Origin of the sequence: Inquilinus limosus, assembly GCF_002195995.1 — a bacterium.
GTDB classification, from domain to species: Bacteria; Pseudomonadota; Alphaproteobacteria; order DSM-16000; family Inquilinaceae; genus Inquilinus; species Inquilinus limosus_C.
Map to the genome: position 1 here is coordinate 101,652 of NZ_NHON01000010.1, position 20,563 is coordinate 122,214.

The 20,563-nt window shown below is 71.7% G+C and carries 24 protein-coding genes; 10 read left to right on the plus strand and 14 right to left on the minus strand.

The window, feature by feature from the left end:
- The first annotated feature begins 52 nt into the window (after positions 1–52).
- The 3 genes from BWR60_RS07675 to ssuD all read left to right on the plus strand — a co-directional run bounded on the left by BWR60_RS07675 (position 53) and on the right by ssuD (position 3,269).
- Complete coding sequence (locus BWR60_RS07675) at positions 53–913, plus strand: LysR substrate-binding domain-containing protein (RefSeq protein ID WP_088150412.1); 861 nt, start codon at positions 53–55, stop codon at positions 911–913.
- Between the two features lie 218 nt (positions 914–1,131).
- The gene (locus BWR60_RS07680; protein ID WP_088150413.1) at positions 1,132–2,085 is read left to right on the plus strand and encodes an aliphatic sulfonate ABC transporter substrate-binding protein; all 954 of its coding nucleotides are present in this window, start codon (positions 1,132–1,134) and stop codon (positions 2,083–2,085) included.
- Positions 2,086–2,105: 20 nt separating this feature from the next.
- A complete protein-coding gene (ssuD, locus tag BWR60_RS07685; RefSeq protein WP_088150414.1) occupies positions 2,106–3,269 on the plus strand; it encodes an FMNH2-dependent alkanesulfonate monooxygenase in 1,164 nt (387 codons plus the stop codon).
- 127 nt (positions 3,270–3,396) lie between these two features.
- On the opposite strand, the gene BWR60_RS07690 is transcribed toward ssuD, so the two are convergent.
- The 3 genes from BWR60_RS07690 to BWR60_RS07700 all read right to left on the minus strand — a co-directional run bounded on the left by BWR60_RS07690 (position 3,397) and on the right by BWR60_RS07700 (position 5,378).
- Positions 3,397–4,440, minus strand: a complete 1,044-nt coding sequence (locus tag BWR60_RS07690; RefSeq protein ID WP_088150415.1) for an aldo/keto reductase — start codon at positions 4,438–4,440, stop codon at positions 3,397–3,399.
- 135 nt (positions 4,441–4,575) lie between these two features.
- Positions 4,576–4,815, minus strand: a complete 240-nt coding sequence (locus BWR60_RS07695) for a hypothetical protein (RefSeq protein ID WP_088150416.1) — start codon at positions 4,813–4,815, stop codon at positions 4,576–4,578.
- Positions 4,812–5,378 (minus strand): RNA polymerase sigma factor, encoded by a 567-nt coding sequence (locus BWR60_RS07700; protein WP_218823386.1) that lies wholly within the window; start codon positions 5,376–5,378, stop codon positions 4,812–4,814. Before BWR60_RS07700 ends, BWR60_RS07695 begins: the two co-directional genes overlap by 4 nt.
- A gap of 118 nt (positions 5,379–5,496) precedes the next feature.
- On the opposite strand from BWR60_RS07700, the gene BWR60_RS38645 reads away from it, so the two are divergent.
- A complete protein-coding gene (locus BWR60_RS38645) occupies positions 5,497–6,786 on the plus strand; it encodes a protein-L-isoaspartate O-methyltransferase family protein (RefSeq protein ID WP_088150417.1) in 1,290 nt (429 codons plus the stop codon).
- Here the strand turns inward: BWR60_RS38645 and BWR60_RS07710 are convergent.
- Entirely contained in the window at positions 6,767–7,390 is a 624-nt protein-coding gene (locus tag BWR60_RS07710; protein WP_088150418.1) for an FMN-dependent NADH-azoreductase, read from the minus strand. The genes BWR60_RS38645 and BWR60_RS07710 overlap by 20 nt on opposite strands.
- Positions 7,391–7,538: 148 nt before the next feature.
- On the opposite strand from BWR60_RS07710, the gene BWR60_RS07715 reads away from it, so the two are divergent.
- The gene (locus BWR60_RS07715) at positions 7,539–8,015 is read left to right on the plus strand and encodes a winged helix-turn-helix transcriptional regulator (protein WP_179221671.1); all 477 of its coding nucleotides are present in this window, start codon (positions 7,539–7,541) and stop codon (positions 8,013–8,015) included.
- 104 nt (positions 8,016–8,119) lie between these two features.
- Here the strand turns inward: BWR60_RS07715 and BWR60_RS07720 are convergent, their stop codons facing one another.
- Both BWR60_RS07720 and BWR60_RS07725 read right to left on the minus strand, forming a co-directional pair.
- The gene (locus BWR60_RS07720; RefSeq protein ID WP_179221672.1) at positions 8,120–8,347 is read right to left on the minus strand and encodes a DUF1127 domain-containing protein; all 228 of its coding nucleotides are present in this window, start codon (positions 8,345–8,347) and stop codon (positions 8,120–8,122) included.
- A 295-nt stretch (positions 8,348–8,642) separates the two neighbouring features.
- Complete coding sequence (locus tag BWR60_RS07725) at positions 8,643–9,539, minus strand: LysR family transcriptional regulator (protein WP_218823387.1); 897 nt, start codon at positions 9,537–9,539, stop codon at positions 8,643–8,645.
- Positions 9,540–9,630: 91 nt separating this feature from the next.
- Between BWR60_RS07725 and BWR60_RS07730 the strand changes: the two genes are divergently transcribed.
- The 4 genes from BWR60_RS07730 (at position 9,631) to BWR60_RS07745 (ending at position 12,156) form a co-directional block, all read left to right on the plus strand.
- The gene (locus BWR60_RS07730; protein ID WP_088150420.1) at positions 9,631–10,551 is read left to right on the plus strand and encodes a DMT family transporter; all 921 of its coding nucleotides are present in this window, start codon (positions 9,631–9,633) and stop codon (positions 10,549–10,551) included.
- A 125-nt stretch (positions 10,552–10,676) separates the two neighbouring features.
- Positions 10,677–11,063 (plus strand): NADH:ubiquinone oxidoreductase subunit NDUFA12, encoded by a 387-nt coding sequence (locus BWR60_RS07735; protein ID WP_088150421.1) that lies wholly within the window; start codon positions 10,677–10,679, stop codon positions 11,061–11,063.
- Positions 11,064–11,086: 23 nt separating this feature from the next.
- A complete protein-coding gene (locus tag BWR60_RS07740; protein WP_088150422.1) occupies positions 11,087–11,650 on the plus strand; it encodes an outer membrane lipid asymmetry maintenance protein MlaD in 564 nt (187 codons plus the stop codon).
- An 8-nt stretch (positions 11,651–11,658) separates the two neighbouring features.
- Positions 11,659–12,156, plus strand: a complete 498-nt coding sequence (locus BWR60_RS07745; protein WP_088150423.1) for a DUF2155 domain-containing protein — start codon at positions 11,659–11,661, stop codon at positions 12,154–12,156.
- Positions 12,157–12,419: 263 nt separating this feature from the next.
- Here BWR60_RS07745 and BWR60_RS07750 read toward each other — a convergent pair whose 3' ends face one another.
- The 3 genes from BWR60_RS07750 to aat all read right to left on the minus strand — a co-directional run bounded on the left by BWR60_RS07750 (position 12,420) and on the right by aat (position 14,539).
- Positions 12,420–12,791, minus strand: coding sequence for an MAPEG family protein (locus BWR60_RS07750; protein WP_088150424.1), 372 nt, complete (start codon positions 12,789–12,791; stop codon positions 12,420–12,422).
- Between the two features lie 186 nt (positions 12,792–12,977).
- A complete protein-coding gene (locus BWR60_RS07755; protein ID WP_088150425.1) occupies positions 12,978–13,892 on the minus strand; it encodes a GNAT family N-acetyltransferase in 915 nt (304 codons plus the stop codon).
- Positions 13,889–14,539: a leucyl/phenylalanyl-tRNA--protein transferase gene (gene aat / locus BWR60_RS07760; protein WP_088150426.1), complete on the minus strand. Its 651-nt coding sequence runs from the start codon at positions 14,537–14,539 to the stop codon at positions 13,889–13,891. Before aat ends, BWR60_RS07755 begins: the two co-directional genes overlap by 4 nt.
- Positions 14,540–14,858: 319 nt before the next feature.
- On the opposite strand from aat, the gene trpS reads away from it, so the two are divergent.
- Complete coding sequence (gene trpS, locus BWR60_RS07770) at positions 14,859–15,905, plus strand: tryptophan--tRNA ligase (protein WP_088150428.1); 1,047 nt, start codon at positions 14,859–14,861, stop codon at positions 15,903–15,905.
- 9 nt (positions 15,906–15,914) lie between these two features.
- Here trpS and BWR60_RS07775 read toward each other — a convergent pair whose 3' ends face one another.
- The 5 genes from BWR60_RS07775 to BWR60_RS07795 form a co-directional block, all read right to left on the minus strand.
- The gene (locus BWR60_RS07775; protein ID WP_088150429.1) at positions 15,915–16,835 is read right to left on the minus strand and encodes a hypothetical protein; all 921 of its coding nucleotides are present in this window, start codon (positions 16,833–16,835) and stop codon (positions 15,915–15,917) included.
- A 31-nt stretch (positions 16,836–16,866) separates the two neighbouring features.
- Positions 16,867–17,784 carry a hypothetical protein gene (locus BWR60_RS07780; RefSeq protein WP_088150430.1) on the minus strand — a complete coding sequence of 306 codons (918 nt, stop codon included), beginning with the start codon at positions 17,782–17,784 and terminating at the stop codon, positions 16,867–16,869.
- A gap of 74 nt (positions 17,785–17,858) precedes the next feature.
- Positions 17,859–18,767 (minus strand): hypothetical protein, encoded by a 909-nt coding sequence (locus tag BWR60_RS07785; protein WP_088150431.1) that lies wholly within the window; start codon positions 18,765–18,767, stop codon positions 17,859–17,861.
- 148 nt (positions 18,768–18,915) lie between these two features.
- The gene (gene accC, locus BWR60_RS07790) at positions 18,916–20,253 is read right to left on the minus strand and encodes an acetyl-CoA carboxylase biotin carboxylase subunit (protein ID WP_088150432.1); all 1,338 of its coding nucleotides are present in this window, start codon (positions 20,251–20,253) and stop codon (positions 18,916–18,918) included.
- Positions 20,253–20,563: acetyl-CoA carboxylase biotin carboxyl carrier protein (locus BWR60_RS07795; protein WP_218823388.1), on the minus strand; the 311-nt coding region annotated here is incomplete at its 5' end. The genes BWR60_RS07795 and accC, both read right to left, overlap by 1 nt.

Genomic DNA, 20,563 nt, shown 5'->3' on the forward strand with positions numbered 1-20,563 from the left:
TTGGAAATTCAATGGTTAAATATGATGCAGTTGAAAAACCGATAGGTGGATCATGCTCGACCTCGACCTGCTGCGCAGCTTCGTCTCCGTGGTCGATGCCGGCGGTTTCACCCGCGCCGGCGAGCGGGTGCACCGGACGCAGTCGACCGTCAGCCAGCAGATCCGCAAGCTCGAGGAGTCGATCGGCCGGCCGCTGCTGCACCGCCAGGGCAAGGGCGTGGCGCCGACCGAGGAGGGCGAGCGGCTGCTGGGCTATGCCCGCCGCCTGCTGGCGCTGAGCGAGGAGGCGGAGGATGCGCTGCGCCGGCCGGACGGGTTGGCGGTGGTGCGGGTCGGGCTGGGCGAGGATTTCGCCGCGGCGCGGCTGACCGAGGCGCTGTCCGGCCTGGCCCGGCTGCGCCCGGGCCTCAGGCTCGACGTCCGCTGCGACGCGGGGTCGGAGCTGCGCCGCGCCTTCGGCCAGGGCGAGCTGGACATCGCCGTGATCAAGCGCGACGCCGGCATCGGCACCGCCGTGGCATCCTGGCCGGAGCGGCTGGTCTGGGTCGCCAGCCGCCACCACGGCGTGCCGCCGGACGACCCGGTGCCGCTGGTGGCCTATGGCCAGGGCTGCATCTACCGGGCGCGGGCGATCCATGCGCTGGAGAGCGCCGGCCGGCGCTGGCGCATCGCCTTCACCGGCTCGAACCTGCCGGCGGTGCAGGCCGCGATCGCCTCCGGCTTCGGCATCGGCATCCTGGTCGAACGCTCGCTGCGCGACGACCTGCGCATCCTGCGGCCGGAGGAGGGATATCCGCCGGTGCCGCCCAGCGAGCTCGCCGTCATGCTGCAGCCCGGCGCCGCCCCGGCGGTGCGGATGGTGGCGCAGCAGCTGGCCGAGAGCTGCGCCGAGGAGCGGCCCGAGGCGGCGTGATCCACCCAATTCGTCATTGCGAGGAGCGAAGCCGACGAAGCAATCCAGGGGCCGGTGCCGCTGGATCGCCACGTCGCTTCGCTCCTCGCGATGATGGTCATATAATGACTGTATATTTCTGTATTTTGTGTTTTTAATTACACTCTTATCTGATAATCAGATTGACGTATTCCACAGATCATTGAGAGATTGTCCGTCCCATCCCTGGAGGACCGGACATGCTCTCCCGCCGCACCCTGCTGTCGACCACCGTCGCCCTGGCCGCCGCGGCGCCACTGGCCTGCCGCTCGGCCGGGGCCGAGGAGGCGCCGAAGGCCGTGCGCATCGGCTACCAGAAGAACGGCATCCTGCTGGTCGCCAAGACCCGCAAATCGCTGGAGCAGCATTTCGCGCCGCAGGGCATCGCGGTCGAATGGATCGAGTTCGCCTTCGGCCCGCCGCTGCTGGAGGCGCTGAACGCCGGCAGCATCGATTTCGGCGCCACCGGCGACACCCCGCCGATCTTCGCCCAGGCGGCGCAGGCCGAGCTGGTCTACGCCGCGGCCCAGCCGACGGAAGGGAAGGGCGTGGCCCTGGTGGTGCCGAAGGACTCCCCGGCCAAGGTTCTCGCCGATGTGAAGGGGCTGCGGGTCGGCGTCGGCAAGGGGTCCAGCGCCCACAACTTCCTGGTCGGGGCGCTGCAGAAGGCCGGGCTCGGCTGGCAGGACATCACCCCGGTCTATCTCGCCCCGGCCGATGCCCGCGCCGCCTTCGCCGGCGGCAGCCTGGACGCCTGGTCGATCTGGGACCCGTACTACGCCATCGCCGAGCTGGAGGAGGGGGCGCGGGTGCTCGCCACCTCCGCCGATATCGAGCCGCAGAACTCCTACTTCCTCGCCTCCAAAGCCTTCGCCGCGGCGCATCCGGCGGCGCTGGGCAGCCTGGTCGCGGCGCTGGGCGAGGTCGGCGCCTGGGCCGAGGGCCACCATGACGAGGTCGCCAGGCTGTTCGCCGACGAGACCGGCATCAGCCTGGCGGCGGAGCAGCGCTCGGTCGACCGCGCCAGCTTCCGGATCGGCCCGGTGACCGAGGAGATCGCGGCCCAGCAGCAGAAGATCGCCGACCGCTTCGCCGCGCTGGGGCTGATCCCGGCGCCGATCGCGATCCGCGACATCGTCTGGACCGGCGCCTGAACCACAGCAGGAATTCCTCCATGTCCGACACCCGGAAGCCGCTCGACCTGTTCTGGTTCATCCCGACCAGCGGCGACGGCCCGTATCTCGGCACCCAGGATCGGCACCGCCCGGCCGAGTTCCGCTATCTGCGCGAGATCGCCACGGCGGTCGACCGGCTCGGCTTCTCCGGCGTGCTGCTGCCCACCGGCCGCGGCTGCGAGGATGCCTGGATCACCGCCACGGCGCTGGCCACGGCGACCGAACGGCTGCGCTTCCTGGTGGCGCTGCGCCCCGGCGTCGCCACGCCCGCCTTCTTCGCCCGCCAGGCCGCGGCGCTGGACCGGATCAGCAATGGCCGCCTGCTGCTCAACGTCGTGGTCGGCGGCGACCCGGCCGAGCTGGCCGGCGACGGCGTCTTCCTCGACCACGACACGCGCTATGCCCAGGCGGCGGAGTTCCTGACCATCTGGCGCCGCCTGCTGGCCGGTGAGACGGTGGATTTCGAAGGCCAGTTCCTCAAGGTGAAGGGCGGCAGGCTGTCCTTCCCGCCGGTGCAGCGGCCGCATCCGCCGCTGTGGTTCGGCGGCTCCTCCGACGCGGCGCTCGACCTCGCCGCCGACCAGGTTGAGACCTACCTGACCTGGGGCGAGCCGCTGGGCCAGGTGGCGGAGAAGATCGAGGCTGCCAGGGCCCGCGCGGCGGCACGCGGCCGGACGCTGCGCTTCGGCATGCGCCTCCATTTGATCGTGCGCGAGACCGAGGAGGAGGCTTGGCGGGTGGCCGAGCGGCTGATCCGCGACGTCTCCGACGACGCCATCGCCGAGGCCCAGAGGAAGCTGGCCGACGGGTCGGATTCCGTGGGCCAGAAGCGGATGACGGCGCTGCATGGCGGCCGGCGCGACAGGCTGCTGGTCGGGCCCAATCTCTGGGCCGGCATCGGCCTGGTGCGGCGCGGCGCCGGCACCGCCCTGGTCGGCGACCCGGAAACGGTGGCGGCACGGCTGCGCGAATACCAGGATCTCGGCATCGAGACCATCATCGCCTCCGGCTATCCGCATCTGGAGGAGGCGTACAACGTCGCCGAGCTCCTGTTCCCGGCGCTCGGCATCGGCGCCGGCGGCCAGCCGGCCGGGGCGCATGAGCTGCATCCCGGCGAGTTCGGCGCCGGCGCGGGCAAGCCGAAGCTGACCGCGGTGTCGTGAGGGGCGGATAAGACGTCTCGTGACCAAACCCGTCATTGCGAGGAGCGCAGCGACGAAGCAATCCAGGGGCCGGTGCGCACCGGCCCCTGGATTGCTTCGCTACGCTCGCAATGACGGAAGAAAGGCCTTACCCCTTCCGCCTCTCCCAGGCGGTGGGCTTCGGGTTGCGCCCGAAGCCGATCTGGTGCCAGTAGGGATAGGCCGGGGTGCGGTGGCTGGAATCGTCCAGCACCGCCACCTGCTCCGGCGTCAAATTCCAGCCGATCGCCCCGAGATTCTGCTTCAGCTGCTCCTCGTTGCGGGCGCCGACGACGATGTTGGCGACGGTCGGCCGCTGCAGCAGCCAGTTCAGCGCCACCTGCGGGATGGTCTTGCCGGTCTCCTGCGCCACCCGGTCCAGCGCGTCGACCACGTCGTACAGGTATTCGTCCTCGACCGGCGGCCCGCCGACATCGCCGCCGGAGGCGACACGGCCGGCCCCGGCGGCCTGGCCGCGGCGGATCTTGCCGGTCAGGCGGCCCCAGCCCAGCGGGCTCCACACCATCAGCCCGACCTTCTGGTCGAGGCCGAGCGGCATCAGCTCCCACTCATAGTCGCGGCCGATCAGCGAGTAGTAGCCCTGATAGGCGACGTAGCGGGCCAGGCCGTAGCGCTCGGAGGTCGCCAGCGCCTTCATCAGGTGCCAGCCGGAGAAGTTGGAGGCGCCGATATAGCCGATCTTGCCGCTGCGGGTCAGGTCGTCCAGCGCGCGCAGCGTCTCGTCGACCGGCGCGATCGCGTCGAAGCCGTGCATGAAGTACAGGTCGATATGGTCGGTGCCCAGCCGCTTCAGGCTGGCCTCGCAGGCGCGGATCAGGTGGTGGCGCGACGAGCCGACATCGTTCGGCCCGTCGCCCATGGCGAAGGTGGCCTTGGTCGAGATCAGCACCTTGTCGCGCCGGCCCTTCAGCGCCTGGCCCAGGATCTCCTCCGACACGCCCTGGCTGTAGACGTCGGCGGTGTCGAAGAAATTGACCCCGGCCTCCAGGCACAGATCGACCATGCGGCTGGCCTGGGCGACATCGGTGCTGCCCCAGCGCTGGAAGAACTCGTTGGTGCCGCCGAAGGTGGCGGTGCCGAAGCTGAGCACGGGAACCTTGAGGCCGGATCCGCCGAGCTGACGGTATTCCATGCGACTCTCCGTTGGTGACGGTCGTGGATGGGTGACGTTTGCAACGTGCCGTCACAGGCTAGCAGGTTGCCCTGCCTGGAGAGGGTGGCCTGTCGCCGCGGATCAGGGCTGCGAACTCCGGCCTTGAACCGGCCGTCAGTGCCAGCGATGCGGCGACAACCCGGTGCGTCCGGCCGGCGTGACCGACGTCCCCGGGGACAAGCCGTCGACGGCCCCGGCGCGCCGGATCACGCCGCGGACATCCGAGGCGGCATAGGAGACCTTGCGCCGGGTCTCGGCGGCGGCCTGCCGGATCTCGTCCTCGGACGCGGCGGCCAGCTCGGCCTCCAGCGCGTCCAGCAGGCGCTCGAGCGCATGGTCGGGACGATGCGTCATGGCGATCCCGTGAGGCCGTGGCGCAGCAGCGCCCGCCTCATCCTTTTGCGCGTGGAATCGTATTCGGTCTCGGACAGGCCCGTGCGCTCCCGGATCTCCCCGGCCGACAGGCCCTGGCTCAGGCCCAGGATGACGGCGAGCGCCGCCGGGTCGTCGGCGAACAGCCGGTCGATCGCCGCCAGGGCCTGGCTGGCGGCGGCCATGCGCTCCGGATCCGGCGGCTGGTCCGCAACCTCCTCCGCCTGCGCCGAGAGCGCGGCGGCCATGGTGCGCTGGCGGCGCCAATGGTCGCTGCGCAGGCTGCGCATGATCCCGGCCAGGAAGGCGACCAGCGTCACGCCGGGCGGCCAGGGGCGGGAGCCGTCGAGGGCGCGCAGCACCGCCTCGTGCAGCAGCTCCTGCCAGTCCAGCCCCGGCAGGCCGCGGCAGCGCAGCCGCGCGATCGCCTGCAGCCGAAGCAGGTCCGGCTCGGACAGCGCCGCGAGGGCGCGGCGCACGTCCTTCTCGGTCAGGCTGAAGGCCTGGAGCGCGATCCGCGGCTTGAGGGGCGAGGTGTCCTGCATCCGGCCCCACTATGCGCGCGGGGGCGCCGGACGCGGACAGGCGAGGCGAAAAATATGTCCGGTCCGCGGCCGGGCGGGCCATGCGCATTCCCCGGCAGACAGTCCTGCCGGAGGGATCATGGAGCCGGAGATCGAAGAGCACATCAGCCGCTTCCTGGGCATGCTCGACACCGCCTTCCGCCGCCGCGGCGAGGCCTTGCCTGAGCGGTTGCGCCGGGCGGTGCGGGAGGCGCCGCGGCATCGCTTCGTGCACCGTTTCCGGGTCGAGCGGGACGGCCCGGTCGAGGATTTCGACGCCGAGCGGCAGCGCCACCTCGCCGCGATCTACAGTGACCGGGTGCTGACCCATGTCGGGCCGGACGACGCGGCGCTCGACTCGACCAACTCCCAGCCCAGCTACGTGCTGTGGCTGCTGCACCGGCTGGGGCTGGAACCGGGGCATCGGGTGATGGAGATCGGCTCCGGCTCCGGCTGGCTCGCCGCGGTGATGGGCCGGCTGGTCGAGGGAGGGCAGGTGGCCGGGGTGGAGATCCTCGGCGAGCTGGCACGGCGCAGCCGGGACGACCTCGCGGCGCTCGGCATCGCCAATGTCGCGATCGTCGAGGGCGACGGCACCGCCGGCCATGCCGCCGGGGCGCCTTATGACCGGGCCATGATCACGGCGGCGGTCTGGGACCTGCCGGCGGCGCTGTTCGACCAGGTGGCCGAGGGCGGCCGGCTGCTGCTGCCGATCGCGCTGGCGGGCGGCGCCGGCCGGGACTGCCACGTGGCGGTGCTGCGCCGGGAAGGCGACCGGTTCCGGGCCCTGGAGGCAGTCCCCGGCGGCTTCGTCCGCTTCACCGGCCCGGGGCAGGAGCGGGGGGCCGGGCGCCGGCGGCTCGCCGAGCTGCCGTTCTGGCCCGGGATCGGCGCGACGCCGGCGCTGCATCGCCCGCTCTCGCTCGGCCTCCGCGACCCGACGCGGTTCGGCGGCGCGGCCTATGCCTTCCGCCTGTTCCTCGGCCAGACCGAGCCCGGCTTCACGGTATTCGACGACGGGACGGGCGAGGATTTCTCCACCTCGGCCTTCGGCCTGGTCGACGCGGCGGCGCAGTCGGTCGCGATCTGCCGGCCGGGAATGCTGCTGGGCTATGGCGCCGCGACCGCCGCGCGGCAACTCGACGCCGCCTACCGTCGCTGGGCGGCGATGGGCATGCCCGGACCGGCCGCTTTCGATCTCGAGGTGGTGCGCGCCGAGCAGGCGCCACGATCGAGGCCGGGCCTGTGGGTGGAGGTGCGCGGTGCCAGCGCCCTGGTGTGGCGGCTGGCCGGTGCGGCATCCCCGCCGCGGGCCGGGCGGCGGACCGTCGTCCGGGGCCGGCCATCTCCGGCCGGCCCCGACGGCGGGATCAGGCCGCCTGCGCCGTGATCGTCGAGACCTTGTCGAGCGCGCCGGCGACGGCCTTCTCCGCCGCCTCCGGGCCGTAGGCGACGCCCTCGACCGCGATGGTCTCGACATCGGTCAGGCCGATGAAGCCGAGCACATGGCGCAGATAGGGTTCGTGGAAGTCGAAGGGCTTGTAGGGCCCGTCGGAATAGACGCCGCCATAGGCCTCGACCAGGTAGACCTTCTTCCGGCCGGTCACCAGGCCGTGCACGCCGGTCTCGTCGTAGCGGAAGGTGACGCCGGCGCGCATCAGATAGTCGAACCAACTCTTCAGCGTCGAGGCGAGGCCGAAATTGATCATCGCCGAGGCGATGACGATGACATCGGCAGCGAACAGCTCCTGCACCAGCGTGTCGGCCAGGGTCAGCGCCGCCTGCTGCGCCGGGCTGCGCGCCTCGGCCGGCAGGGCCTGGGCGGCCACGAAATCCTCGCCGATATGGGGCAGCGGCTGCGCCGCCAGGTCGCGGCGGACGACGGTGGCGCCCGGGGACTGCGCCTGCAGCCGGTCGACCAGGGCGGTGGCGACCTTGGTCGACAGCGAGGCGCCGCCGCGCGGGCTGGAGGTGACGAACAGGATACGGCTCATCGGGAACGGGTCCTCATGGTCGAGGGACAGGGGGATGGGCCGGCCGGCCGATGGGATGCCCCCGGGTTGATCCGACCCGGGGGTAGTCACATTTAGTGACTGGGGCTAAATTGATGACCGCCCATGAGCCGCGCAAGGAGGCACATTTTTGGAACCCAGCAACACCGATGTGAGCGAGGAGCACGACCAGTGCCGGGCGGTCAGCGACGTGCTGGCCCGGGTCGGCGACAAATGGACGGTGATGGTGGTCGGGCTGCTGTCGGACGGGCCGATGCGCTTCAACGAGCTGCGCCGGACCATCGGCGGCATCTCGCAACGCATGCTGACCCTGACCCTGCGCGGGCTGGAGCGGGACGGGCTGGTGACCCGCACCGTGTTCCCGACGATCCCGCCACGGGTGGATTACGCGCTGACCGATCGCGGCCAGACCCTGATCGAGCCCCTGAAGGCGCTGTTCGCCTGGGCGACCGCGAACAACGCGGCGATCGAGCAGTCGCGCAGGGTGTTCGATGCGGAGAAGCCGGGCGCCGAGGTGCCGCATCCGCCGCGGAAGGTTCCCCCTCTGGTCCGGCCGCGGCCGGCGGCGATGGCCGATTTCGACGCAAGCGGGCGGAATGGCCGCTGAGCCGAAGGGCAGGCAAAAGAAAACCCCGCCGGCTTACGCTCGGCGGGGTTTTCGCGACCCGGATCCGGGGGAGGAAGCGGACCGGGTGCCTCCGGTCGTGCCGATCACGCGGCGCGACGGATGACCGAGTCTTCGTTCGCGGCCACGGCCACGGTCGGGCGCAGCACGGCGACGTTGTCGATGCGGGTGTCGCGGGCGGCGCGCGCCAGGCGCTCCATGATGGTGCCGCGGTTCATGCCGATATCGGCCAGCAGGCGGTCATCGAGCTGCATCAGGGCGGCGTAGGCGCGACGACGTTCCCAGGCGGCGACAAGCTTGTTGATCAGGTTCACTTCAGCATTTCCTTCATTCACGTTCCGCGTCCAGCGAGGTTCGCGGAGCGGTGTGCGTTGCATCGCACGAGCCGATATATGCGCTTACGGTAGCTATGCTTCCACCCCTGGTCTTCGCACCGCAGCAATGCATCGCCTGCATTGCCTGACATTTAAGCGCCCCCTCCGCCCAGCTTCTGCCTTGATGACCGGGATTCGCCGCAATTCCGCCGCAAAACGCCATGTTGCGGTGCAAACTGATCGGGCAGGGCCTGCCCGCGGGATGGGCGTCAGGGAATACTAAGTGTGATTACCATCACACCTCGCCGCCGCGCTCCGGCAGGATCAGCCCATCGGCCAGATGCCGGGCGAGCAGCTCCCCGGCGGGGCCCAGGCCGGGGGAGCGGTGCAGGCGGATATCGGCCTCGGGCAATGGCGGCAGGCCGTCGCGGTCGCCCAGGCGCCGCAGCTCCGGCGGCAGCAGCCCGGCCTTGACCACGGTGACGGCCAGGCCTTGAGCGGCGATCGCGGTCACCGCCGCCAGGCTGTGGCTGACGAAGGCCAGGCGCCAGGGCCGGCCGGCGGCGTCGAGCGCGGCCATCGCCCAGGCCCGGAACAGGCAGCCCTGGGGGTAGAGGGCGAGGGGCAGGGGGCCATCCGCCGCCGCTTCGGCAATGCCTGCCTTCGCGGAGACGTCACGGCCGGCGGCCCAGACCGCCTGCTCGCGCCGCAGGAAGATGCCGCCGCCGTCCCCCGCCGCATGCATCGCCAGTACCAGGTCGAAGCGCTCGCCGAGGCGCGGCAGCATCGGCGTCGTCAGCCCGGTCACCATCTCGACCTGGATGCGCGGATGGGCGGCGGCGAAGCCGGCCAGCAGCGGCGGCACCAGCCGGGTGCCGTAATCCTCCATCACCCCCAGCCGCACCGTGCCCTCGACCTGCAGGTCGCGCAGCCGGCCCATCGCCTCGGCGGAGACCGACAGGATGCGGCGGGCGTAGCCCAGCAGTACCTCCCCGGCCGGGGTCAGGCGCAGGCCGCGGCGGCTGCGGTCCAGCACCGCGGTACCGATTGCGCCCTCCAGCCGCTGGATCTGCATGCTGACGGCGGATTGGGTCCGGTTCAGCGCCGCAGCGCCGCGGGTGAAGGAGCCGTGGTCGGCGACGGCGACGAAGGCGCGCAGCAGCTCCGGGTCCAGCATCCACCGCCCCATCATGATTCGTGATTCAGAAGATCATCTTTATGCGTTTCCGTGAAGTCGACGGCCGCTCCTATCCTGCCATCCGCAGTCGAGGAGGAGGGCGGGGATGGCGCGCGACGGCATGGGCGTGGCGGCGGCGCTGGCGTCGAGCACGCTGGGTGGCACCTCGGTGGTGGCGACGCGGTTCCTGATGGGGGCGCTGGACCCGGCGACGCTCGGCGTGTTCCGCTTCGGCATCGGCTGCGCCCTGCTGCTGCCGACGGTGGCCCTGCTGCGCGCGCCCTGGCCGCCGCGGCGCGACTGGCCGGCGGTGGCGCTGCTGGGCCTGCTGTTCTTCGCCGCCTTCCCCTTCCTGTTCAACGCGGCGCTGGCCCATACCACGGCCGCGCGCGGGGCGCTGGCGCTGTCGACCCAGCCGCTGCTGACCCTGGCCGCCGGCGCGGCGCTGGGGGTGGAACGGCTGACCCCGCGCAAGGCCGCCGGGGTGCTGCTGGCGATGGCCGGGGTGGCGCTGGCGCTCGGCACCGGCCTGGCGGGCGCGCCGCCGGGCGCCTGGCGGGGCGACCTGCTGATGGTCGGGGCCACCGCCTGCGCCGCCTTTTATAATGTGTGGTCGCGGCCCTTCGTCCGCCGGTCCTCGCCTCTGGCCTTCAGCGCGCTCGGCATGGCCGCGGGCACCGCCGGCCTGGCGGTCCTGGCGCTGGCGGCCGGGCCGGCGACGCCGCCGGCCCTGGATCCGGCGGGCTGGGCCGCGGTGCTGTATCTGGGCGTCGTCGGCGGTGCCCTGACCTTCTTCCTCTGGGTCTTCGCTCTCGGCCGCACCACCCCGACCCGGGTGGCGATCTCGGTCGCCGTGAACCCGATCGTGGCGGCGCTGCTCGGACTCCTCACCCTGGGCGAGCCGCTGGGCTGGCCGCTGCTGGCCGGCCTCGCCACGGTCTCGGCCGGCATCGCGCTGGCGGCGACCGATGGCCGGCGGGCCGCCCGGAGTCCCGCCGCCGCGCCCGGCTCCGCCCGCCTGCCTTGAAAGTGCCTGCCTTGAAATTGCCCCGGGCCGCGGCGGCGCGCGCACTGGACGGATGCGGCCGGCGATGCCATAGTCCGCGCCGTTCGGCGGCCGGGGGCCGTCACTCGGCATGTCCTTGGGATTCCATGGCCTTCGATCTGACCGAATTCGGGCTCCGCGCCTATCTCCGCTTCGTCACCTGGCGGCGTGGCCAGCTGGTCGGCCAGGACGCCCACGGCAACCGCTACTTCCGCAGCCGCAAGGTCGCGGCCGGCGGCCGCGAGAAGCGCTGGGTGGTGTTCAACGGCGGCGAGTCCGAGGCGTCGCGCGTGCCGCCGGAATGGCACGGCTGGCTGCATCACACCTTCCAGGAGCCGCCGGGCGACACCAGCCCGTTCCGCCGGCCCTGGCAGCAGCCGCCGGAGGCCAACCCGACCGGCACCGGCCATGCCTATCTGCCGCCCGGCCACCCGCTGCGCGGCAGCCATCGCGCCAAGGCGACCGGCGACTACGAGCCCTGGACGCCGGCGTGACCGGGACGGTCTGAGGAACGCCGATGCACAGGAATGTTATCGAGACGGTGATGGGCGCGGTCGTGCTGGCCGTCGCCCTGCTCTTCCTGGGATTCGCCTATACCAGCGCCAATCTCGGCTCGGCCTCGGGCTACACGCTCAAGGCCCAGTTCAACCAGGCCGATGGCGTCAATGCCGGCACCGATGTGCGGATCGGCGGCGTCAAGGTCGGCACCGTCACCAGCGTGACGCTGAACCCCGAGAGCTACCTGGCCGACGTCCAGCTGTCGATCGACCCGGCGGTGAAGCTGTCGCAGGACACCGCCGCCGCGATCAGCAGCGACGGCCTGCTCGGCGGCCGCAGCCTCTCGCTCAGCCCCGGCGGGCGGCCGGACGACCCGAGCGGCTGGCTGAAGGACGGCGACACCATCGAATACACCCAGTCGAATCCGAGCCTGGAGCAACTGCTAGGCCAGGTGATCTTCAGCATCGGCCAGCTCGGCGACAAGGGCAGCGCCGGTGGGACCGGGGGCGGCGGCTCCGGCGCGTCGGGCCAGCCCGGCCAGGCGCCGCAGGGCAAGCCGACCGGCGGCATGTTGGGGAATTGATCCGGACCATGCGCAGCCTTCTCGTGCTTCCCGCGCTGGCGGTGCTGGCCGCCGCATCCGTTCCGGGCGCGGCGCGGGCCGCGGCCACGATCGACCAGCCGATCGCCGAGCTGCGCGGCCTCGACAAGATCACGGCGCGCACCCAGCCGCTCGAGGCCAAGGTCGGCGAGACGGTGCAGTTCGGCACGCTCGGCATCACCGTGCGCGCCTGCCGCAAGGCGCCGCCGGAGGATCCGCCGGAGAGCGCGGCCTTCCTCGAGATCACCGACACCCCGCCCAGCAAGCCGGCCGCCACGGTGTTCAGCGGCTGGATGTTCGCCTCCTCGCCCGGCGTCTCGGCGCTCGACCACCCGGTCTACGACGTCTGGGTGGTCAGCTGCACCGACACCTCGCCGGCCGCCACCGCGGCGCAGCAGGAGGTGGATGAGAATGTGCCGGATGCCTCGCCGCTGCCGCTGCCGGAGATGAAGATCATCCCGCCGGCGCTGCCGCCGGGCCGGCAATAGCCCGCGTATCCCACCCCCTTGCACCCTGCGCCGGTTCAACATGCCGACAGGGCAGGAGGACGGCGCAGCGCCATGCCAATGCATCGGGCAAGCCGTTCGACGCATCATGTCGGCATGTTCAACCGGCCCGCAGGGTCGCCTTGCGGCGGCCGCCTGCGGGCGCGGGCCGCTCGACCGTATGGCCCGATACGCTCTTCGCGGCCCGCGCCCTCATTCGACTCCCCGCAAGGCGACGCAGGGCGCAAGGGGGTGGGATACGCGGGCTAAGCCGCCAGGGCGAACAGGCCGAGCACGCAGAGGAAGCCGAGCGACCAGAGGTTCGAGCGCAGGCTCGGCCGGTCGGCGGCATAGGCGGCCGTGTAGGCGAGACGGATCAGCACGAACAGGCCGGCCAGGATGTCGGCCCAGCCCTGCGGCGCGCCGCGCATCTGGGCGATGATCACCGCCGCGGCGAAGGCCGGGAACGTCTCGAAATGGTTGCGGTGGGCCCAGTCCAGCCGCTGCTGCCAGCCGGTCATCCGCTCCATGCCCAGGCGCGGGGCGTGGTTGTCGATCCGCGACGTCACCTTGGCCGGCATCACGGCCAGATAGGGCAGCAGGATGGCCGCCAGGACCATCCACAGGGCAAAGCTCATCGCGGCGACTCCGGCTGGGTTCGCGGCATTGTCGTCATCCGCCGCCAACCCGTCGAGAACGGCACGTCGCCTCGCCGTCATTGCGAGGAGGCGAAGCCGACGAAGCAATCCAGGGGCCAATGCGCACCGGCCCCTGGATTGCTTCGCTGCGCTCGCAATGACGGTGTTGGATTTGCGGGAGGCCTGCTATCCGGCGGCCGGCACATCCTTCGCATAGACCGGGATGGTCTCGGTGACGGCGAAGCCGTGGCGGCGGTAGAGGGCCAGGGCGGCGTCGTTCACCGCCGCCACCTCCAGCACCGCGACGCCGGCCCCGGCCGCGTGCAGGCGGCGCAGGCTCTCGGCCACCAGGATGTCGCCGAGACCGCCGCCGCGATGCTCCGGGTGGCGGCCGATCAGCGCGACGTCGCCCTCGCCGCCAGGTGCCGGGGGCGGGTGCACCCGCAGGAAGCCGGCGACGGCATCGCCGCGCAGGATCAGCCCGTGATGTTCCGGCATCGCCCGGGCGCGGGCGGCGAAGCTGTCGAAATCCGGGATGCTGGCGCCGGGGACGGGCGTCATGGCGCGGCGGACGGCGTCGTGCTGGCTGCGCATCGTCGCCTCGGTCGGCGACGACCAGCGCAGCCCCTCCGGCAGCGGCGGCACCGGCGGCGGGGGCGCGTCGAGCGGCCGGCGCATCACATGCATCCGGTAGGCCTCACGATAGCCGCGGGCCTCGAGATCATTGGTGCGGCCCTCGAACACGTCCTCGGTGCCGACCTCGAGGCTGCGCCGCGGCCCGGCGGCGGTGATCGCCTCGGCCTCGTCCAGCAGTAAGGCGGCCAGCGCGTCGCCGTCGCAGCCGGGCAGCAGGCACAGCGGCACCAGGATGGCGGCGTTGCGGCCGTTGGTGGTGGCGTCGACCACCGCGGCGACGGCGACCCGCCGGCCCCCGGCATCGACCGCGTCGATGATGCTGCCGGGGCCCAGCACCAGGGTCGACAGGCCCCAGCGCGGCTCGAACGGCGTGGTCGGCACCGGATGCGCCTCGACGAAGCGCAGCAGCGCCTCGTCGATCGGGCCGGGCGGCACCGGCCGGCGGCGCAGGGGCAGGGCGGTCACGGCTCCCCCGTGCGGTTGCCCAGCAGAAGATCCAGCTCCGGCCCGGGATCGGCGGCCGCCCAGTCCGGCCGCAGCGCCAGGGCGGCGTCGAGGCGGCGGCGATACTCGGCGCGCTCGATCTCGACCGTGCCGAAGCGGGCCAGGTGGTCGGTGACGAACTGGGTGTCCAGCAGGGCGAAGCCGGCGGCGCGCAGCCGGGCCACCAGATGGACCAGCGCCACCTTGCTGGCATCGGTGGCGCGGCTGAACATGCTCTCGCCGAAATAGGCGCCGCCCAGGGCCACGCCGTACAGGCCGCCGACCAGAACCTCGCCGTCCCAGCTCTCGACGCTGTGGGCGAAGCCGGCGCGGTGCAGCGTGGTGTAGAGGGCGACGATCTCGTCGTTGATCCAGGTGTTCGGCCGGCCCGGCGCGGGCGCGGCGCAGCCGGCGATCACGGCATGGAAGGCCTGGTTGGCGCTGACCCTGAAGCGGCCGGCCTTGATCGTGCGGGCCAGCCGGCGCGGCACATGCAGGCCGTCCAGCGGCAGAATGCCCCGGCGGGGCGGGTCGAACCAGTGCAGCTCGGGGTTGTCGGCCGATTCCGCCATCGGGAACAGCCCGGCGGCATAGGCGCGGAGCAGCAGCTGGGGCGTGACGCGGGTCATGGCCGGGACCGGAAGGTTGCCCCAGGGATATGGTGCGGCGCGGCGGTCATGTCCCGTCGATAGCGGAGGGGAGGGACCGCGTCCACCCGTCGCCGTCTTTTTCGGCCCCCGTCTTTTCCGTGCGGCCCGGCTGCTGTAGGATGCCGGCCATGACGAAGACCGCGACCCTGTTCCGGAATTGGTGGCGCAGCGCCTGACGGCGGCTCGCGCGTGCTTCGTCCTGCACCCAAGGCCGCTCCGATGGAAGCGGCCTTTTTCATGTCCCGAGACGGCGATCCATCCGAGCGGCCCTCCCTCCCTGCTCGAAAGGATTCGTCCCATGTCCGTCCTTGCCCTCGCGTCCCAGGCCCCAGCGCCGGAGATCACCGCGGCCGATGTCGTGTTGACCGGCGACCGGCCGACCGGGCCGCTGCATCTCGGCCACTACGCCGGGTCGCTCGCCAACCGGCTGCGGCTGCAGCGCCTGTGCCGGCAATTCGTGCTGATCGCCGATTTGCAGGCGCTGACCGACAACGCCGCCGATCCCGGCCGGGTCAGCCGCAACGTGATGGAGGTGGCGCTCGACTACCTCGCCATCGGCCTGGACCCCGCCCGCAGCGCCATCGTGCTGCAATCGGCGGTGCCGGAGATGGCCGAGCTGGCGATGCTGTACCTGAACCTCGTCACCGTGGCGCGGCTGGAGCGCAACCCGACGGTGCGCGAGGAGATCCGCCAGCGCGGCTTTGCCCGCGACCTGCCCGCGGGGTTCCTGTGCTATCCGGTCAGCCAGGCGGCCGACATCACCGCGGTGGCGGCGACGCTGGTGCCGGTCGGCGCCGACCAGGCGCCGATGCTGGAGCAGACGGTGGAGATCGTGCGCGCCGTCAACCGCCTGGCCGGCGCCGCGGTGCTGCCGGAGCCGAGGATCCTGCTGTCGACCATGCCGCGCCTGCCGGGGCTGGACGGCCGGGGCAAGGCCAGCAAATCGGCCGGCAACGCCATCGACCTGCGCGACGATTCCGACACGGTGCGTGCCAAGATCCGCCGCATGTACACCGATCCCGGGCATCTGCGGGTCGAGGATCCGGGGAAGGTCGAGGGCAATGTCGTCTTCGCCACTCTCGACGCCTTCGACCCCGACCCGACGGCGGTGGCGGAGCTCAAGCGCCGCTACCGCGCCGGCGGGCTGCCGGACGTGGCGGTGAAGCGCCGGCTGGAGGAGGTGCTGGAGGCGCTGCTGGGCCCGATCCGCGAGCGCCGGGCGCAGCTGGCGCGGGACCCCGGCGAGGTCCGCGCCGTCCTGCGCCAGGGCACCGAGGCGGCGCGGGCGCAGGCGGCGCGGGTGCTGGACGCGGTGCGCGGCGTGTTCGGGCTGGCGCGGCCTTGAACGCCCGGCTCAGTAGCTGGCGGTGAGGTTCAGCCGCTTCACCAGCTCCATCACCTTGGCCGCGCCGCCCGATTCCACTTCCGCCAGCTCGGCGAAGGCGAGCGGCGGCTGCGGCGCGATCTCGACATGGAACGGTCCGCGTGGCTGCGGCATGGACTGGATGAAGCGGCCGATCGCCGACACCGACGCCTCGGGCACGCCGGCCCCGGTCAGGACGACCAGGACGGCCATGCCTTGCGCCTTGGCCGCGGCGACCGCCCCCTCCGGGTCGGTCTCGCCGTCCGGCAGGGCCAGCAGCAGCGGCAGCAAGGCAAGGTTCTCGAACATGCCCTGGTTGTCGAAATCCACGGTCAGCGACTGCAGCGACACCCCGGTCGCGATCTCGGGGTCGGGCACCCGGTCCGCGGCCAGCGTGTCGAGCCTGGTGCCCTGGATCGCGGCAGTGACGGTCAGATGGCCGATCGTCTCGCCGCGGAAGGTGGCATCGCGGATGGTCAGGACATCGGCGGCCTTGTCGTAGTCGTAGTCGAAGGTGATCTCGAGGGGCTTCTGCACCAGCTTCATCTGGTAGGCGTTCGCCGCGGGCAGGGCCGGCGCGAAGAAGCGGATGCCCTCGGCGCGGAGCGACAGGGTCAGCGGCGCCCGGTCGGTGTAGAAGCGCTCGAAATCGATGCGGTCGAGGGTCAGCGCTCCCACCTTCCAGCCCTGATAGCGGCTCATCGACAGCTGCAGGTCGGTGTAGCGGCAGCCGGTGTCGCCGACCGGCGTCACCTCGCCGACCGAGGGCGCCTCCTCGGTCGCCTTGCCGAGCATCGGGAGCAGGTCGCGGCAGCGCTGCACCGGGTCCGCCGGCACCGGCGCGGCCTGGACCAGCGGGGCGAGGCCCGCTGCCGCGAAGAAGGCGGCGGCGGCGATCCGGATGCGGGTCATGGTTCTCTCCGTTCGGTCGGTTCGATCGGGCTCAATAGGCCACGGTCAGGTTCATGCGCCGGAACAGCTCCGCGGGCGTCGCGCCGCCGGCGTCCTCGCCGAGCAGCAGCGCGGGCATGGGCACCGTCCCGATCGGCGCGGCGGTCAGCGTGATCGGCCGCGGCGACGGGAAGTCCCGGACGAAGGCCACCAGCGGCGCCACCATCGGCTCCGGGAAGCCGCCGGCCGACATCGAGGCGACCTGATGCTCGATCGCCTGCTGCAGCACGAGCTTCCGCTCGGTCTCGCTGAGGCCCGGGTCCTTGTCGGCCAGGCCCCGGGCTCCCGCGGTGATGAAGCGGTCGACGATGCCGTCGTCGCGGAAGCGGAACGACAGCGCCTGCAGGTCGCCTGCGGCGATCAGGCCGAGGATGATGACTCTCGGGCCGAGGTCGAAGGAGAAGGTGTCGGCCCGGACATGGCCGCGGCGGTTGCTGAACGCCACCTCGCCCAGCCCGGCGCCGGACAGGGACAGCGCGGCGACCTCGACCGTCCCGGTCGCGACGTCCCAGCGGTAGTCGAGCGCGGCGTCGAACCGGACCGGGTCGGGACCCAGCGCCGCCGTCACCGCGCTGTCCTTGAGCCGGACGTCCTTGGCCCGCAGCGAGGCCGCCTCCAGCCGCCGGTCCTGGGTGATCCGGGCGAAGTCCAGACCGCCGGCCGTCAGGCTGCCCACGGTCCAGCTGCGGCCGGGGCCGAGATCGAGGCGCAGCCCGGTGAAGCGGCAGCCGTCGGGGCCCAGCGGCTCGACGGTCGCGGCGGCCGGCGCGGCGATCCCGCCCGCCTGGCCCGCGATCTCGAGCAGGCCGCGGCAGCGCTCGACCGGGTCGGACGGCACGGGGGCCGCCAAGGCTGGGTGCGCTGTCGACAGGGCAGCCGCCGTTAGCACCAGGATCGCCAGGATCTTCATGCCGGTCTCCTGAGACGACGATGGCCGGGGGATCGCCCCGGCCATCGCGTCACATCAGGTCCGATCGCAGCCGGTCAATTGTAGGTGACGGCGACGTTCAGGCTCTTGACCAGGTCCATCGACTTGGCGTCGCCCGGCTTGATTGTGGCGAACTGCGCCAGCGGCACCGGGGCGGACGGGTCCATCGAGATCGTCAGCGGGCCCTTCGGCGCCGGGAAGTCCTGGGCGAAGGCCATCAGGCTCTTCACCGCGGCCTCCGGCACGCCGATCGCCGACAGCGCCGCCATGCCGAGGACGGCCTGGCTCTTGCCCTGCTCGATCGCGGTCTTCGGGTCCTCGCCCTGGGCGGTCGCGAAGGCGATCACCTTGTCGATGATGCCCTTGTTCTCGAAATGCAGCTTGATCTTGCGCAGCGAGGCGGTGCCCAGCAGCTGGCTCGGGTCGGCCGCGGCCGCCGGGTCGGCCGAGTTGACGCCGTCCAGCGCGCCGTCCAGCGACAGCTGGCCCAGCGAGTCGCCGCTGAGCTCGAACTGGTTCAGGCTGAACTGCTTGCTGCCCTCGTCCAGCCGGTAGTCGATGGCGACGTTGAACGGGTCCTCGCCGAGGACGGCCTTGACCTGCGGGTTGTCGATCGAGATGCCCTTGGCCTGCGCCGTCATCGTCGGCGACGGCTTGCTGTCATAGGCCTTGGCGAAGTCGAGCTTGTCGATGGTGAGCTCGGCGATCGCGACCGTGGTCGGAGCCTCGCCGGCCGCGACCTTGTCGGCCGGCTCGGTCATCTTGACGTCGGTGAACTTGCAGCCGGAGTCGCCGAAGGATTCGACCGACCCGACCTGGGCATTGTGCATCGGGGAATCGGCCGGGGCGATGGTCAGCAGCCCCTTGCAGCGCTCGACCGGGTCGGACGGGACCTCGGCCGCGAAGGCCGGGGCGGTGACCAGCGCGACCAGGGCCGCCGCCGTCGAAGCACGAAACACGCTCATCAAGCATCTCCTCGCATATCGGGGCGGCACCGGACCCGCAGACCAGCCTGCGACAGCGATCGCATCCCCTCGATCGCCATCCCGGGCGCGGCGCCCGGGACACCGCATAGTCTTAGTCTCAGAATTGGGCTGAATTCTGGCCGGTGCCTTACTTCGCCATCAGCCGCTCGAGCCAGCGGATGTCGTAGTCGCCATTGATGAAGTCGGGCTCGGCGATCAGCCGGGCGTGTAGCGGCAGGGTGGTCTTCACCCCGTCGATGACATACTCCTCCAGCGCCCGCCGCAGCCGCATCAGGCATTCGTTGCGGGTGGTGCCGCGCACGATCAGCTTGGCCACCAGGCTGTCATAGTGCGGCGGGATGCGGTAGCCGTCATAGATCGCGCTGTCGACCCGCACGCCCAGACCGCCCGGCGCATGGTAGCCGTCGATCCGGCCGGGGGAGGGGGTGAAGGTCTCCGGGTCCTCGGCGTTGATCCGGCACTCGATGGCGTGGCCCTGGAACTCGATGTCGGCCTGGGTGTAGCCGAGCGGCGCGCCGGTGGCGACGCGGATCTGCTCGCGCACCAGGTCGATGCCCGAGATCTCCTCGGTGATCGGGTGCTCGACCTGCAGCCGGGTATTCATCTCGATGAAGTAGAACTTCCCGTCCTGGTACAGGAACTCCATCGTGCCGACGCCGCGATAGCCCAGCTTGCGCGCCGTCTCCGCCGCCAGCCCGCCGATATAGGCGCGCTCCTCGGCGTTGAGCGCGGGCGAGGGGGCCTCCTCGATCACCTTCTGGTGCCGGCGCTGGATCGAGCAGTCGCGCTCGCCGAAATGCACCACGTTGCCGTGGGTGTCGGCCAGCAGCTGGATCTCGATGTGGCGCGGATGGTCGAGATACTTCTCGATATAGACGCTGTCGTTGCCGAAGGCGGCGCGGGCCTCGTTCCGGGCCATCGTATAGGCCTCGGGGAACTCGGCATCGGCCATCGCGACCTTCATGCCCTTGCCGCCGCCGCCCGCCGTGGCCTTGACCAGCACCGGATAGCCCATCTCGCGGGCCAGCGCCTGGGCCTCGTCCACCGTGTCGACGGCGCCGTCGGAGCCGGGGACGACCGGCAGGCCAGCGGCCTTGACCGCGTCCTTGGCGGCGATCTTGTCGCCCATCACCCGGATATGCTGCGCGGTCGGGCCGATGAAGGCGAAGCCGTGCTCCTCCACCATCTCGGCGAAGCGGGCGTTCTCGGCCAGGAAGCCGATGCCGGGATGGATGGCGTCGCAACCGGTGATGGTGGCGGCCGAGAGCAGGGCCGGGATGTTGAGGTAGCTGTCGCGCGCCGCCGGCGGGCCGATGCACACCGCCTCGTCGGCCAGGCGCACGGCCATGGCGTCGCTGTCGGCCGTGGAGTGCACGACCACGGTGCGGATGCCCATCTCGCGGCAGGCGCGGTGGATGCGCAGCGCGATCTCGCCGCGATTGGCGATGAGGACCTTCTCGAACATCAGTCGATCACGACAAGCGGTTCGCCGAACTCGACCGGCTGCGCATCCTCGACCAGGATGGCGCTGACCGTGCCGGAGCGCGGGCTGCGGATCGGGTTCATCACCTTCATCGCCTCGACGATCAAGAGCGTCGCGCCCTCGGCCACCTTGTCGCCGACCTTGACGAAGGCGCCGGCGCCCGGCTCGGGCGACAGGTAGACGGTGCCGACCATCGGCGAGGTCACGGCGTTCTTCGGCGGGCCGGCCGGCGTGGCCTTGACCAGCACCGGATAGCCCATCTCGCGGGCCAGCGCCTGGGCCTCGTCCACCG

Bases quoted from the DNA above. Each gene is read 5' to 3' on its own strand.
- BWR60_RS07780 (WP_088150430.1), bottom strand. From the start codon at position 17,784: ATGAAGATCCTGGCGATCCTGGTGCTAACGGCGGCTGCCCTGTCGACA.
- BWR60_RS07690 (WP_088150415.1), bottom strand. From the start codon at position 4,440: ATGGAATACCGTCAGCTCGGCGGATCCGGCCTCAAGGTTCCCGTGCTC.
- BWR60_RS07775 (WP_088150429.1), bottom strand. From the start codon at position 16,835: ATGACCCGCATCCGGATCGCCGCCGCCGCCTTCTTCGCGGCAGCGGGC.
- BWR60_RS07745 (WP_088150423.1), top strand. From the start codon at position 11,659: ATGCGCAGCCTTCTCGTGCTTCCCGCGCTGGCGGTGCTGGCCGCCGCA.
- BWR60_RS07750 (WP_088150424.1), bottom strand. From the start codon at position 12,791: ATGAGCTTTGCCCTGTGGATGGTCCTGGCGGCCATCCTGCTGCCCTAT.
- BWR60_RS07680 (WP_088150413.1), top strand. From the start codon at position 1,132: ATGCTCTCCCGCCGCACCCTGCTGTCGACCACCGTCGCCCTGGCCGCC.
- trpS (WP_088150428.1), top strand. From the start codon at position 14,859: ATGTCCGTCCTTGCCCTCGCGTCCCAGGCCCCAGCGCCGGAGATCACC.
- aat (WP_088150426.1), bottom strand. From the start codon at position 14,539: ATGACCCGCGTCACGCCCCAGCTGCTGCTCCGCGCCTATGCCGCCGGG.
- BWR60_RS38645 (WP_088150417.1), top strand. From the start codon at position 5,497: ATGGAGCCGGAGATCGAAGAGCACATCAGCCGCTTCCTGGGCATGCTC.
- BWR60_RS07725 (WP_218823387.1), bottom strand. From the start codon at position 9,539: ATGATGGGGCGGTGGATGCTGGACCCGGAGCTGCTGCGCGCCTTCGTC.
- ssuD (WP_088150414.1), top strand. From the start codon at position 2,106: ATGTCCGACACCCGGAAGCCGCTCGACCTGTTCTGGTTCATCCCGACC.
- BWR60_RS07695 (WP_088150416.1), bottom strand. From the start codon at position 4,815: ATGACGCATCGTCCCGACCATGCGCTCGAGCGCCTGCTGGACGCGCTG.
- BWR60_RS07730 (WP_088150420.1), top strand. From the start codon at position 9,631: ATGGCGCGCGACGGCATGGGCGTGGCGGCGGCGCTGGCGTCGAGCACG.
- BWR60_RS07710 (WP_088150418.1), bottom strand. From the start codon at position 7,390: ATGAGCCGTATCCTGTTCGTCACCTCCAGCCCGCGCGGCGGCGCCTCG.
- BWR60_RS07675 (WP_088150412.1), top strand. From the start codon at position 53: ATGCTCGACCTCGACCTGCTGCGCAGCTTCGTCTCCGTGGTCGATGCC.
- accC (WP_088150432.1), bottom strand. From the start codon at position 20,253: ATGTTCGAGAAGGTCCTCATCGCCAATCGCGGCGAGATCGCGCTGCGC.
- BWR60_RS07740 (WP_088150422.1), top strand. From the start codon at position 11,087: ATGCACAGGAATGTTATCGAGACGGTGATGGGCGCGGTCGTGCTGGCC.
- BWR60_RS07785 (WP_088150431.1), bottom strand. From the start codon at position 18,767: ATGAGCGTGTTTCGTGCTTCGACGGCGGCGGCCCTGGTCGCGCTGGTC.
- BWR60_RS07700 (WP_218823386.1), bottom strand. From the start codon at position 5,378: ATGCAGGACACCTCGCCCCTCAAGCCGCGGATCGCGCTCCAGGCCTTC.
- BWR60_RS07735 (WP_088150421.1), top strand. From the start codon at position 10,677: ATGGCCTTCGATCTGACCGAATTCGGGCTCCGCGCCTATCTCCGCTTC.